18 protein-coding genes are annotated in these 12,583 nt (G+C 61.1%); 11 read left to right on the top strand and 7 right to left on the bottom strand.

Annotated features, from left to right (window positions below):
- The first annotated feature begins 244 nt into the window (after nt 1-244).
- Both HWN72_RS28390 and HWN72_RS28385 read left to right on the top strand, forming a co-directional pair.
- Nucleotides 245-2,341 (top strand): catalase, encoded by a 2,097-nt coding sequence (locus HWN72_RS28390; RefSeq protein WP_211152053.1) that lies wholly within the window; start codon nt 245-247, stop codon nt 2,339-2,341.
- A 65-nt stretch (nt 2,342-2,406) separates the two neighbouring features.
- The gene (locus tag HWN72_RS28385; protein WP_211152052.1) at nt 2,407-2,589 is read left to right on the top strand and encodes a hypothetical protein; all 183 of its coding nucleotides are present in this window, start codon (nt 2,407-2,409) and stop codon (nt 2,587-2,589) included.
- Nucleotides 2,590-2,653: 64 nt separating this feature from the next.
- Here HWN72_RS28385 and HWN72_RS28380 read toward each other — a convergent pair whose 3' ends face one another.
- Complete coding sequence (locus HWN72_RS28380) at nt 2,654-2,842, bottom strand: helix-hairpin-helix domain-containing protein (RefSeq protein WP_211152051.1); 189 nt, start codon at nt 2,840-2,842, stop codon at nt 2,654-2,656.
- Entirely contained in the window at nt 2,839-3,333 is a 495-nt protein-coding gene (locus HWN72_RS28375) for a nucleoside deaminase (protein ID WP_211152050.1), read from the bottom strand. Before HWN72_RS28375 ends, HWN72_RS28380 begins: the two co-directional genes overlap by 4 nt.
- A 264-nt stretch (nt 3,334-3,597) precedes the next feature.
- On the opposite strand from HWN72_RS28375, the gene HWN72_RS31395 reads away from it, so the two are divergent.
- Complete coding sequence (locus tag HWN72_RS31395; RefSeq protein WP_248006429.1) at nt 3,598-3,954, top strand: hypothetical protein; 357 nt, start codon at nt 3,598-3,600, stop codon at nt 3,952-3,954.
- A gap of 15 nt (nt 3,955-3,969) precedes the next feature.
- On the opposite strand, the gene HWN72_RS28365 is transcribed toward HWN72_RS31395, so the two are convergent.
- Nucleotides 3,970-4,266 carry a plasmid stabilization protein gene (locus tag HWN72_RS28365; RefSeq protein ID WP_211152049.1) on the bottom strand — a complete coding sequence of 99 codons (297 nt, stop codon included), beginning with the start codon at nt 4,264-4,266 and terminating at the stop codon, nt 3,970-3,972.
- A 148-nt stretch (nt 4,267-4,414) separates the two neighbouring features.
- Here HWN72_RS28365 and HWN72_RS28360 point away from each other — a divergent pair, with 148 nt between their 5' ends.
- Nucleotides 4,415-4,642, top strand: coding sequence for a DUF3072 domain-containing protein (locus HWN72_RS28360; RefSeq protein ID WP_211152048.1), 228 nt, complete (start codon nt 4,415-4,417; stop codon nt 4,640-4,642).
- Between the two features lie 18 nt (nt 4,643-4,660).
- Here HWN72_RS28360 and HWN72_RS28355 read toward each other — a convergent pair whose 3' ends face one another.
- Nucleotides 4,661-5,629 (bottom strand): PAS domain S-box protein, encoded by a 969-nt coding sequence (locus HWN72_RS28355; RefSeq protein ID WP_211152047.1) that lies wholly within the window; start codon nt 5,627-5,629, stop codon nt 4,661-4,663.
- 646 nt (nt 5,630-6,275) lie between these two features.
- Here HWN72_RS28355 and HWN72_RS28350 point away from each other — a divergent pair.
- From HWN72_RS28350 to HWN72_RS28330, 5 genes are all read left to right on the top strand, one after another.
- On the top strand, nt 6,276-6,752 hold the full coding sequence (locus tag HWN72_RS28350; protein WP_008833438.1) for an Hsp20 family protein: 477 nt from the start codon (nt 6,276-6,278) through the stop codon (nt 6,750-6,752).
- A gap of 83 nt (nt 6,753-6,835) precedes the next feature.
- A complete protein-coding gene (locus HWN72_RS28345) occupies nt 6,836-7,357 on the top strand; it encodes an Hsp20/alpha crystallin family protein (RefSeq protein WP_211152100.1) in 522 nt (173 codons plus the stop codon).
- A gap of 94 nt (nt 7,358-7,451) precedes the next feature.
- Nucleotides 7,452-7,871, top strand: a complete 420-nt coding sequence (locus HWN72_RS28340; RefSeq protein ID WP_289357714.1) for an NADH dehydrogenase ubiquinone Fe-S protein 4 — start codon at nt 7,452-7,454, stop codon at nt 7,869-7,871.
- A complete protein-coding gene (locus HWN72_RS28335) occupies nt 7,871-8,419 on the top strand; it encodes a hypothetical protein (protein WP_211152046.1) in 549 nt (182 codons plus the stop codon). Before HWN72_RS28340 ends, HWN72_RS28335 begins: the two co-directional genes overlap by 1 nt.
- Before the next feature lie 103 nt (nt 8,420-8,522).
- Nucleotides 8,523-9,155, top strand: a complete 633-nt coding sequence (locus tag HWN72_RS28330; protein WP_211152045.1) for a MarC family protein — start codon at nt 8,523-8,525, stop codon at nt 9,153-9,155.
- An 8-nt stretch (nt 9,156-9,163) separates the two neighbouring features.
- Here HWN72_RS28330 and HWN72_RS28325 read toward each other — a convergent pair whose 3' ends face one another.
- Genes HWN72_RS28325 through HWN72_RS28315 form a run of 3 tightly spaced genes read right to left on the bottom strand, consistent with a single transcriptional unit; the run spans nt 9,164 to nt 10,022 of the window.
- Nucleotides 9,164-9,523, bottom strand: coding sequence for a hypothetical protein (locus HWN72_RS28325; RefSeq protein WP_211152044.1), 360 nt, complete (start codon nt 9,521-9,523; stop codon nt 9,164-9,166).
- A complete protein-coding gene (locus HWN72_RS28320; RefSeq protein WP_211152043.1) occupies nt 9,520-9,789 on the bottom strand; it encodes an usg protein in 270 nt (89 codons plus the stop codon). Before HWN72_RS28320 ends, HWN72_RS28325 begins: the two co-directional genes overlap by 4 nt.
- The gene (locus tag HWN72_RS28315; RefSeq protein ID WP_008833307.1) at nt 9,786-10,022 is read right to left on the bottom strand and encodes a hypothetical protein; all 237 of its coding nucleotides are present in this window, start codon (nt 10,020-10,022) and stop codon (nt 9,786-9,788) included. Before HWN72_RS28315 ends, HWN72_RS28320 begins: the two co-directional genes overlap by 4 nt.
- Before the next feature lie 271 nt (nt 10,023-10,293).
- Between HWN72_RS28315 and groES the strand changes: the two genes are divergently transcribed.
- Both groES and groL read left to right on the top strand, forming a co-directional pair.
- Entirely contained in the window at nt 10,294-10,608 is a 315-nt protein-coding gene (groES, locus tag HWN72_RS28310; RefSeq protein WP_211152099.1) for a co-chaperone GroES, read from the top strand.
- Nucleotides 10,609-10,663: 55 nt separating this feature from the next.
- On the top strand, nt 10,664-12,283 hold the full coding sequence (groL, locus tag HWN72_RS28305) for a chaperonin GroEL (protein ID WP_211152042.1): 1,620 nt from the start codon (nt 10,664-10,666) through the stop codon (nt 12,281-12,283).
- Nucleotides 12,284-12,583 lie beyond the last annotated feature (300 nt).

The raw sequence follows: 12,583 nt of genomic DNA, 5'->3' as shown, positions 1-12,583 counted from the left end.
ACCACATAGAGGCATTTTACATGCGGGTAATAATCTTAGAGATAAATCTTGACTATAGGGACATTATAGTGCGGCTAAGGTCGTGATTAAATATCCTTATGTTTCTAAGGTATAATTTTCATCCCGCCCGCTTATTCGGGGCGCTACGAACAAACTCTTCCGATTTTGATTTTGAGGTGCCGACTTTTTCCCCCCTGATGCGTTGCGAGTGAACCATATCACGATCAGCGCGAAAGGGACCGACATGGCCAGTAAGAACGCAATCGAAAACGGCACGGGAAGTGGCGGGGAAACACATCAGCAAGCAAGTGACGATAATGTCCTGACCACCAACCAGGGCATCCGGATTTCCGACAACCAGAACCAGCTCAAGGCAGGCGCGCGCGGCCCTGTCTTGCTGGAAGATTTCGTACTGCGCGAAAAGATTTTCCATTTCGACCATGAACGCATTCCCGAACGCATCGTCCATGCCCGTGGCTCTGCGGCGCATGGCTATTTCGAGGCGACCGACGACATCTCGGACATCTGCAAGGCAGCCGTCTTTGCCAAGGGCACCAAGACTCCGGTCTTTACGCGCTTCTCGACGGTTGCGGGCGGCGCAGGTTCGGTCGATACTCCGCGCGACGTGCGGGGCTTTGCGGTCAAGTTCTACACGACCGAAGGCAATTGGGATCTGGTCGGCAACAACATCCCGGTGTTCTTCATCCAGGACGCGATCAAGTTTCCCGATTTGATCCATGCCGCCAAGATGGAGGCCCAGACCGGCTATCCCCAGGCGGCGACGGCCCACGACACCTTTTGGGACTTCATCAGCCTGATGCCCGAATCCACCCACATGATCATGTGGGCAATGAGTGATCGCACCCTGCCGGCCTCGTTCGCCACGATGGAAGGCTTTGGCATCCACACGTTCCAGATGGAAAACGAAGCGGGGGACGTGACCTTCGTGAAATTCCACTGGAAGCCCAAGGCCGGTCTCCAGTCGACGATCTGGGACGAGACGGTGAAGATCGCCGGCGCCGATCCTGATCATCAGCGCCGCGATCTGTTCGAGCGGATCGACCGGGGTGACTTCCCGGAATGGGAGCTGGGCATCCAGGCTTTCGACAAAGCGTTTGCCGACAGCCTCGATTTCGACGTACTCGATTCCACCAAGATCATTCCGGAAGAAATGCTGCCGGTTCGCGTGATCGGCCGCATGATCCTCGATCGCTATCCCGACAATTTCTTCGCGGAAACCGAGCAGGTCGCCTATTGCCCGGGCAACATCGTGCCTGGCATCGGCTTTTCGAACGATCCGTTGCTGCAGGGCCGGCTCTTCTCCTACCTCGATACCCAGAAGTCGCGGCTTGGCACGGCCAATTTCCATCAGCTTCCCGTGAACGCGCCCAAATGCCCGGTAATGAATTTCCAGCGCGACGGCCAATTTCAGATGGCGGTGCCAAATGGGCGCACGAACTACGAGCCCAATGGCCTGTCTGAAGGTGCCGAGACGCGGCCCGGAGATGAGCCCGGCCCGCGCGAATGCCCCGTTACTGGCTATCGCAGCATCGCCGCTGCAACCGGGCCGGACGAGGAAGGCGGCAAGCTTCGTATTCGCGCCGAGAGCTTTGCCGACCATTATAGCCAGGCGAGGCTGTTTTTCCGTTCCCTCGCCGAGCCGGAGCAGGCGCATCTGGCTTCAGCCCTGGTCTTCGAACTCAGTAAGGTCGGCTTGGCCCATGTGCGCACGCGAATGATGGCCAACCTTGTAAATGTCGATCCCAAGCTCGCCAAGCGCGTTGCGGACGGGCTCAATATGGACGTTCCCGAGGCTTCACCATCCGCAGCGCCGGTCAAGGACATGGAGCCTTCGCCGGCGCTGCGGATCATTGAGGGTCCGCGGGCGCCAAAGTCGATTGAGGGGCGCACCATCGCAATCCTCATTGCCGACGGCTCTGATGCGGGCGTTGTCGACGAGCTGACCAGCCAGATCGGTGATGCCGGGGGCCGCCCTGTAATCGTCGCACCCAAGATCGGCGGCGCGAAGATGTCCGATGGTTCGGTGCTGGAAGCCGATTTCCAGCTCGCTGGCGGTCCCTCTGTGCTGTTCGATGCTATTGCCGTCATTCTGTCGGAAGACGGCTGCACGCAGCTTCTTAAAGAAGCGGCTGCCGTTCAGTTCGTGATGGATGCTTTCGGGCATCTCAAGGCCATCGGCCATACGGCAGAGGCACAGCCATTGCTCGACAAGGCGGGCGTTGAACCCGACGACGGTATCACCGACCTAGGTGCGACCTTCATCAAGACTGCTGCGACCCGCATCTGGGCGCGCGAACCAAAGGTCCGCATGCTGGCATAGGCATCGATTGGGAACACGTCACTCCGGCACGTGTTTTACAGTCATTCCATTCGAAGGAGAGCATCATGAGCATTGAAGGCAAAGCCAAGGAAGCTGCCGGTTTCGTCAAGGAAGAGATGAACGAACACGGCGACACCCCCGAAGCAAAGAAGAAGGCCCAGGAAGGCCGCGATCTGCGCAACGAAGGTCGCGTCGAAGACGGCAAGGCGCCCAAGACGACCGAGCCGGGCACCGGCGCCAAGGAATAAGTCTCTATTGAGCTACAGGACGCCGCCCCTCACGGGGCGGCGTCTTTGTATCTGTCAAGGTGGATCAGATCGTCAGGGCATCTTCCAGCCCATCGGCATTCCCGGCCATTCCCGGAACTTCTTCCAACTGACGCAGCGCGGTGAACGCGCCGCGATCTTCACGGTAGCGCACGATCTCAAAACCATGGCCCTTGAGCCGGGGTATCGCATCGAGCTCGTCAGCGCTCGCCGTATTCACATTGATCTGCGTCATAGGTTGCCTTGCTCCTCTAGCGGCACATCGGCGTCGGGCGGGTAATAAAGGGCAGCGCATTCTTCCCGCAGGCACCCGCCTTCAATCACGATGTCATCGCGATAGGCATCAGCGATGAACGCCAATGTATCTACATGCTTGGCCTCGAAATACATTGCATGCACATCGTCACGCCCTGCGCCATAGACAACCCTGCCGACCTTCGACCAGATCGAGGCCATCGTACACATCCCGCATGGTTGAAGCGTCGAGTAAAGCGTTGCACCGCGCAGCTCCATTTCACCGGTGTCTTCGCATCCTCGCCTGATCGCCATCATCTCTGCGTGCGCCGTAGCGTCGGGCAGTTCCTTGGTCTGGTTGCGCTCGCCGGCAATGATCTTGCCATTCAGAACAATCACGCAGCCCAAGGGAGACGTAGAGGGATTGGATCCTTTGGACCGTGCAATCTCGATGGCCTTGCGCATCCACTTTTCATCTTCGGCCTGAGACACTCTCGTCCTCCTACTCGTAAGCGAATGCGAAAAGGAGCGCTACCTGCCCCGGAAAATGGGCGTCCGGCAACGCCAGGGCCCCTTGTGGCTTCAAAAAAACTAGTATCAACAGCACGCAGATCGGCGCAACCTCGACAGGCTGGACGCTAAGACCATTCTCAGGTTGGGTTTGAAAGACTCCGCGGTCACCACCGTCGCTCCTGTCCGGTTGAGGAACGCCTTCGGCGCGGAGAGGGTTTCGCGAGAGGAGTCGTGAAAGTGAGCATGGCGAACGAACGATCATCGCCTGCCAAGGCCGGGCATCATCCCGTCACGCCTGACGGACGCTATTTCGTCGTGCGCGGACGGCTTTGGCGCACCTCCGATCCATCACTCGACCCCAACGAGCGCGAGCAGATGGTTCGGCAACTGATGGCAGCCCGGCGCGCGGTCGCGAAGGCCAGAAGGGATGGGGATATGGCGGCCGAGGATGCGGCCCACGGCGCTGTCGATCAGGTGAAACGCGCGCTAGGCGAGCGCGGCCCGGTTTGGTGGAGCGACGGTGCCCCCGATCTCAACCGCCAGATGGCGCACACCGGTCCCTATGCCGACTGGTATGCCGGTCTGAAGGCTGACGATTAAGGCGATCGCGAAAGTCTAACCACGCGATTGCTTGCGGCGCGTTTCCCAGCCTTTCTTTGCGGCGGCTGACCGTTTCTCATGGCTTTGGGACGATCCGCTTTGGCGACCGCCCTTGCGTGACGCGCTGTGGTTCTCGGGCTTGCCTCGCCCCGATCCGGACTTGTTTCCGCCACCTGATTTCTTGTTCACCGTCGCCCACGCACGGCGTTCGGCTTCCTTCTTGCCGACACCGCGTTCCTCATAGCCTTCCTCGATATGTTCGGCCTTGCGCTTCTGCTTGTCCGTGAAGCTCGACTTGTCGCCCTGCGGCATTGCTACTCTCCTGAACACTAATCCCCGAATTTTGCGAGAACGAACAACCGGCAACTTTGCGCCCTCGCTTCGTCGCAGATGCCGCCACGGGAACCGGCGGTTCATGACGCCGTTCTTAAAAAGAACAATATGGGAACATGAGATTGCCATGACCGAACAGCTGCACAATCCCAAGCTCGACGAGCATCCCGGCTCGAACACCGAAAAGAATCCCGAAGACTGGGTGTCCGGCGACGACCCGATGACGGGGGCGCAAGGCTCCTATTTGACCACGCTGTGCGAGGAAGCAGGCCAAGCGCCGCCGCCTGCCGACCTGAGCAAGGCCGAAGCGGCAAACCGCATCGACATGATCAAGGCGAGCCTCGGTCTCGACTGACCGCAAACAATTCGTTGGTCAGTGAGCGAGCTGGTCGCGGGCGAGGCATATGGTCACGACCCGCTCGCCGCCATGCCACGCTTTTTCGATCGTCCCGCCGAGTCCACGCAGAGCCGCGCACATAAGCTCGGTCCCGAAGCCCTGATCGCCATTGTCATCACTGCCACCGTATTCGCGCCAGGCGATAGTAATGGTTGCATTCGCCACGGTGATATCGACCGTGAGTTGGCCGTCGGAATGGGAAAGAGCGCCATATTTGACGGCGTTGGTGGCGAGTTCATGCAGAAGCAGCGCTAGTGACGTCGAGGCGTTAGCGCCGACGGGGGTGTCGCACTGCGCGACGGTGATCTGAGCCCCGTTTCGATAGGGCTCCAGTACCGCGCCGATGACCTCGCTTAGCGCCGCACTGGGTCGCTCCTCGCCAGGAAGGCCGAGTACAAGTTGCTGCGCAGCGCCTAGCGCGGTGATCCGACTGCTCAGGTCGTCAGCAAAGTGATCGACATCGTCGGCCCTTCGGCGGCCAACTCTGACCAACCCTTGCACGATCGAAAGCAGGTTCTTGATGCGGTGATGCATCTCGCAAACAAGGATTCGCTGATTCTCAGCATGACGAAGGCGCTCGCCGATATCACGCGCGATCTTCGACGCACCCATGATCTCGCCCGCGGCGTTGCGCACCGGCGAGATGGTAACCTCAATATAGACAAGTTCACCATCACTGCGCCGGCGCACCGTTTCGAGGCGATCAATGCGTTCGCCTGCCCGCAGTTTGCCAATGATGTCGGCTTCCTCCTGGAGCCGGTCCTCGGGGATGATGAGCGTAATGGGCTGGCCGATCGCCTCCGCGGCGGTGAATCCGAACAGCTTTTCGGCTCCCGCATTCCAGCTGGTGATGACGCCGTCGAGCGTTTTGCTGAGGATGGCGTCGCCGGAATTGTCCACCACCGAGGAAAGCCACAAACCGGCGTCGAATTTGGGATCATACATCGTCGAATGCCTCACGTTCCCTCGTTAGCGAACTTGCCAGTGGCCATTTCAAAAAAAACGTGGTGGCTGGCCACATGTGAGGCGCGGCAGTGGGCGTCAAGGACATTATAAATATAGGCGGATGCCATCGACGCCTGTCAGCCTGTTCGTGTCGTGGTCGATTAGCCATCCTTCTTGGCGCTTGTGCGTTGGTGCCGAAGCGGACCTCTCGTGATCGTCCGATCCCTGCCAGTAAACTCTCCGCTCTTGTCGATACTGAAGGATGCGCTGACAGCCTGAGGCTGACCAGCGCGCAAGTTCAAAATGCCTGCGAAGCCGAGGCCTTGATTGAGACCTTTCTCAATGGCGCAATCCTGGGGGGCGATCAGGGCTAAGACAGCAAGGCCACCAACCGTCAGAAGGGCCCGGTAAGCACGAGATTTCTTGATCTGGAGGTGAGGATTTCAATGGACCGAAGCCAGCGCTGGATCGCCGCACGGCAGACGGGGGGAGGAGCCGGACCTGCCCAAAAAAATCTCTTGAAACCCCATCCTCTCTTCTTAACTTTTTCTCGCCGGACGCTGAAAACCGGGTCTGGTGGACATTGAGAGTGCCGGCTCTCTCCGGCACGTCTCATGCCCGAATTGCTCAATAGGAGGATTTGGAAATGAGAACCACTGCTTTTGACTTTGCACCTTATCGGCGCTCAACCGTGGGCTTCGATCGGCTGTTCAATCTGCTCGAAGCCGGCACCCGCGAAGATGACGGCTATCCGCCCTTCGACATTCTGAGAGAAAGCGATGACAGCTACCGCGTAACGCTGGCGGTGGCTGGCTTCCACCCTGAGGATATCGAGGTGGTGGCCCAACAGAACCTGCTCACCGTCACCGGCAAGCGAGCCGACGACAACGGGCAGGGCGAATATCTGCATCGCGGCATTGCCACACGCGCGTTCGAGCGGCGCTTTCAGCTTGCCGACTTCGTGGAAGCCGGGGACGCCCGTTTCGAGAACGGCCTACTGAGCATCGCGCTCAAGCGAGTCGTGCCCGAGGCAATGAAGCCGCGCAGAATCGAGATCAGCGGCGGCAAGGCTGCCCAGGATCAGATCGAAGCGCCAAGGGATGAGGCCCGCGAAGCGGCCTGATCCATGATTAAAAGGTTTGCCGGCACCGCCCCCGGCGGGCCGGCAGGCCTTCACCCTTCCAGCCAGAAAAGGAGATGACCATCATGGCTTTTCGTGATCTCATTCCCTCGAGCCGGCAGGAAAACCGGCTTCCTGTCCCGGTCAGCGCCGAGCGCGACCGCGACACTAATACCCACTCTTTGCTCTCGCTCCACCGCGAGATGAACCGGCTGTTCGACGATACCCTCCGCGGCTTCGGCGTGCCCGCATTAACCGGGTTCGACCGCGCTGCTGGCTGGCCGCATGTCGAGCTCGGCGAGACTGACAAGGAAATCCGCGTCACGGCCGAACTGCCGGGTCTCGACGAGAAGGACGTCGAAATCACCGTCGAAGACGGAGCGTTGACGCTTCGTGGTGAGAAGCGGTCCGAGGTCGAAGACAAGGATCGTGGCTATACCGAGCGCAACTACGGCCGCTTTGAACGCCGTATCGGACTGCCCCAGGGCATCGAACGCGACCACGCCGCCGCAACTTTCCGGAACGGCGTGCTGACGGTCACCCTGCCAAAAACGGAGGCGGCGAACGAAAATGTCCGCCGCATCCCGGTCAATGGCAAGGCGGCCTGACGATCTGGCCCGGAACTTCGGTTCCGGGCCATCCGCCAACGATAACCACCCCGGACTAGGCGCGTCGAGCGCGCTACCACCAGATGCGCGAGCGGTGATCGAGCCGGTGCCGCGCGCGACCAATCAGGGCGGGCTCGGCGGGCGTGGACAATGGCGGGTGCGGTTCGCGCCGCGCTGGCGGCCCGTTGCCGATCCCCTGACCGGATGGACCGGCGGCGGCGATCCGCTCGAGACGATCGAGCTGCGTTTTTTAGACGCAGAGACCGCAGCGAACTACTGCCGGCGCCATGGATTGGACTTCTCGCTCCATGGCGCGCCGGGTCGCCAGCATCCGCTTCCCAGTCGCCTGCCAGCGGAACCGACGCCGGTGGTGTGCTACTGGCCAACAGGTCCGCACGCACGGTGCTGCGGCCGCTATCCGGCCGCGCTTGAAAACGCCTTGGGCTCGGGAAGCGCGGTTGGCGTCGGGATGATGGCATTTTCACATTCACCCATGATCAGAGGAGACGATTGATGCGAAAAATTCGTACAGCCGTCCTGGTCGGCGTGGCGGCGGTCGCCGCCATCGGTACCGCGCTGGCGGCGAGCCATGGCAACCATGTTATGAAGGTCGGCCTGCCGGTCGGTACGGTCGCGCGCATAGAATATGAGGGAGATGTCGCGCCCAAGGTGACGGTCACGCCTGCCGGGAGCGTTGCACCAATCACCTGGCTCGATCCATTCGAGCCGGTCTCATTAGCTCTGTTCGATCGCATCGCGGCCGACATGGACCGGCAGAGCGACCTGATGATGCGTCAGGCTCGCGCCATGCCGCTCCCGGCAATGGCCGATGACGGGAAGATCGACCTGACGGCGTTGCGCAGCCTGCCTCCTGGGACCGTCAGCTACAGCTTCGTCTCGACGATCAACGGCGGAAGCACCTGCGGCCGCAACCTTCAGGTCACCTCGCTTGGCTCGGGGCAGCCACCGAAGGCCGTGTCTAACAGCTCGGGTGACTGCCACGCAGCGCGGCCGGCAACTGCCTCGCACCCGAACCGAACGGACGCAATGCGCCGCACATGACGCAGCCTCCGTCGACCATCCCGGCCGCTAATTCAAAGCCACCTGAGTCATAAGGGAGCGGCGTGGGCGCCGCTCCCTTTACTAGTTTTCCGTTGCTTGACCCATGCACATATCACCCAGCATCCTTTCCTCCTTTATCACCCTGCTCGTCACCATCGGTCCGATCGAGACGGCGGTGGTCTTCGCCGGCCTGACGGCCGGAATTCACCGCAGCGAGCGGATCAGTCTCGCCTCGCGCTCGGTCACGATCGCCGCTGGCGTGCTGCTGCTGTTCGCTGTTGCGGGCGGCGTCGTTCTTTCGCTCCTGCATATCTCGCTGCCCGCATTTCGGGTGGCTGGCGGCGTGCTGCTGTTTCTGCAGGCCTTGTCGCTCACCTTCTCAAGTCCTGGACTCTCATCCATCAGCGAAGGCGAGCGCCGGGAAGCCGAAGAGCCCGGCGATATCGCGGTCTTCCCGCTGGCGTTTCCCTTGATCGCGGGCCCCGGAAGCCTTTCGGCCGCCGTGCTCGTCATGGGCCGCACCGAGAACTGGATCGAGGGCGGCAGCGTGCTCGCGATGATCATGGTTTGTATGCTGTCGACCTGGCTCGCGATGCTCGCGGCCGACCGCCTTGTCCTGCTGCTCGGCAGCACCGGTGCCGACGTCGTCGGCCGCATTTCCGGCGTGCTTCTCGCCGGCCTCGCTGTCCAGTTCGTCTTCGACGGTCTCGCGGCCGCGCCGTTCCTGGCCAGTTGAATCCGCCGCTATGCGGTCTCGTCGAGCACCCGAAGAACTCGATCGAGCATGGCGGCGTTGGAAGCGGCCTTGGGCATTTCGCGGCGGGCGAAGCGCTGAAGCGGTGCGAGGTCCCGCTGCGGCAGCCGCAGCGTGATCAGGCTTTGCCCCAACTCATCCCGAGGTACGCGCTGCGCTGCCTTGCCCGATTTTAGGAAATGATCGAGGAGTCGCTTGCGGTCGGCAAAACTCCAGCCCAGCGCTTCCAGCTCATCGGGTGGCACCGACAGCAGAGCGAGCGCGAATTCCATGATGTCGTCGAAGGCGAGGACGAGGCGGACCGTCCGTCCGCCCCGCCCGCGCCAGCGCTCGCCAAGACCGTTCGTCATTGCAGTGGGATGATGCGATCGACCGCACGCCATTCGGTGGGTCCGACCAGTCGGCCATGGGCGATCCTTACCGAATGGAGCGCGGCCTCGACTTCAAGCCGCCAGTGACCCAGGAAATCGAACAAGATGGGGAAATCAGGCGCAAGATCGTATTCCTGCCATACGAACAGCTGGAGAAGCGACGGCGCATCGGGCCGGTAGTAATGGATCTCGGCGGTGGTGAGACCGTAGCCCTCCAGCTGAGCGATGAATCCGCGATCGCTCATTGAAGCGACCGATTATCATTTCGTGGTTCGTCAAGTGATCGCATGGCGGCGAACACCTCATCGATCGAAACGGCTTGCCTGGCGCCGGGAGGCTTTCGCATCGAGGGCTGGTTCTTTACCGCAGAGTGGTCGGATGCCCAGGAGGCGAGGATGGCGCGTTTGACCTCCGGCTCAAGGCTCGGGTGGCGCGCAACGTCGAAGGGGTGCAAGAAACGCGAAAATGGCTGCGACATGGCCGTGGCTCCTTTCCTTGTGTCGCTCCTTTCTCATGCGTGCGGTCCCGCACGCGGCTCAAGATTTTGGTGCTGATCCGAGTCGCGTCAAGAGGGATGATGTCATCGCACGTCACTGAGAATGTCCGGATTGGCACTCAGAAGAGATGAGTGCCAAAAGATTTCGTTCGCCCTCTTGACCCCAAAAATCTCATTTCCTAGTTCACGCGAACCTGTCGTTCAGATGAACGGCAGGGACATCACAACCTGTTTTGCATCTGGAGGTTTTGCCATGCATTTCCGCCCCTTGCACGACCGTGTGGTCGTCCGTCGCATCGAAGCCGAGGAGAAGACCTCGGGCGGCATCATCATCCCTGACACCGCCAAGGAAAAGCCGCAGGAAGGCGAAGTCGTCGCCGTCGGACCCGGCGCCCGCGACGACAGCGGCCAGTTGGTCGAGTTGTCCGTCAAAGCCGGCGACCGCATCCTATTCGGCAAATGGTCGGGCACCGAGGTCAAGATAGATGGCGAGGATCTGCTCATTATGAAGGAGAGCGACATCCTTGGCGTGATCGACACCGTCGTGCCTCTCAAGCAGGCGGCCTGATCGACCGCCCTTATCCCTCGAACATTCAGGAAGGAAATAGAAAGGAGTAGCAGCGATGGCTGCCAAGGAAGTGAAGTTTGCGTCGGACGCACGCGACCGTATGCTACGCGGTGTGGATACGCTGGCAAATGCCGTGAAGGTGACGCTCGGACCCAAGGGCCGCAATGTTGTCATTGAAAAGTCGTTCGGGGCACCCCGCATCACCAAGGACGGCGTCACCGTCGCCAAGGAAATCGAGCTTGCCGACAAGTTCGAAAACATGGGTGCGCAGATGCTGCGCGAGGTCGCCAACAAGCAGAACGACAAGGCTGGCGATGGCACCACCACCGCCACCGTGCTCGCCCAGGCGATCGTGCGCGAGGGCTCGAAGGCTGTCGCCGCCGGCATGAACCCGATGGACGTCAAGCGCGGCATCGATCTCGCGGTGGGCGCGGTCATCAAGGATCTTGAGAGCCACGCCAAGAAGGTCGGCGCCAACAGTGAGATCGCGCAGGTTGCCACCATTTCCGCAAATGGCGACGAGGAAGTCGGTCGCATCCTCGCCGAGTCGATGGAGAAGGTTGGCAACGAGGGCGTGATCACGGTCGAGGAGGCCAAGAGCCTCGAGACCGAACTCGAGACGGTCGAGGGCATGCAGTTCGACCGCGGCTATCTCTCGCCCTACTTCATTACCAATGCCGAGAAGCTAAAGGTCGACCTCGACGATCCTTATATCCTCATCCACGAGAAGAAGCTCTCGAACCTGCAGGCGCTCGTGCCCCTGCTCGAGAAGGTCGTTCAGTCGGGACGGCCGCTGCTGATCATCGCCGAGGATGTCGAGGGCGAGGCGCTCGCGACGCTCGTCGTCAACAAGCTGCGCGGCGGGCTCAAGATCGCTGCGGTCAAGGCGCCGGGCTTCGGCGACCGCCGCAAGGCGATGCTCGAGGATATCGCCATCCTGACCGGCGGCAATGTGGTCTCCGAGGATCTCGGCATCAAGCTCGATTCCGTCACTATCGATATGCTCGGTCGCGCCAAGAAGGTCGTGATCGACAAGGACAACACGACCATCATCGACGGTGTTGGGCAGAAGACCGATATCGATGGTCGCGTCGCGCAACTGCGCCAGCAGATCGAGACCACGACGTCCGACTATGACCGCGAGAAGCTGCAGGAGCGCGTGGCCAAGCTCGCGGGCGGCGTGGCGGTGATCCGGGTCGGCGGCGCGACCGAGGTCGAGGTCAAGGAGAAGAAGGATCGCGTCGACGACGCGCTCCATGCGACGCGGGCTGCGGTAGAAGAAGGCATCCTGCCGGGCGGCGGCATCGCGCTGCTCCGTGCGATCAAGGCGCTCGATGGTCTGAAGGCCGCCAATGACGACCAGCAGTCCGGCATCGACATCATACGCCGGGCGCTGCGCGCGCCCGCGCGTCAGATCGCCGAGAATGCCGGCGAGGACGGTGCCTATATCGTCGGCAAGCTGCTCGAAAGCTCCGACTATAATTGGGGCTTCAATGCGGCCACCGCTGAGTATCAGGACCTCGTCGAGGCGGGCGTCATCGATCCGGCGAAGGTGGTGCGTACTGCGCTTCAAGACGCGGCCTCGGTGGCATCGCTGCTGATCACGACCGAGGCGCTCGTCGCCGAGCTGCCGAAAGAGGAGAAGGCCGCGCCGATGCCGGCCATGGACTACTGACAGTATCGGGGCCGGCCTCAACCGGCCCCGATCTTTCTGTTTCAATCGGCAGGCGGGGGCTTGTTGATCTCCCTTGACCAATCCGCGAAGGGGTGTGCCACGAGGTTGATACGCCATGCCCTGTCTTCACCGATCTTGTAGAGCGCGCAGCCTGCCTCGTCCATCCTCAACTATGATGATGGCCGCACCGGGGCACCGCCTCCGGAAGCAACGTGCTACGAACTGCGCGCTTGCCATGCTGGCCTCGACAAGAGCGGCCTTGAGACCTCGGGCGCTAACTCAAACTTATCGAAATCTAGT

Source organism: Novosphingobium sp. HR1a, from assembly GCF_015594425.1.
Taxonomy (GTDB): Bacteria; Pseudomonadota; Alphaproteobacteria; order Sphingomonadales; family Sphingomonadaceae; genus Novosphingobium; species Novosphingobium resinovorum_A.
Note: the sequence above shows the minus strand (reverse complement) of the source record. Positions and strands in the feature narration are given on the sequence as shown.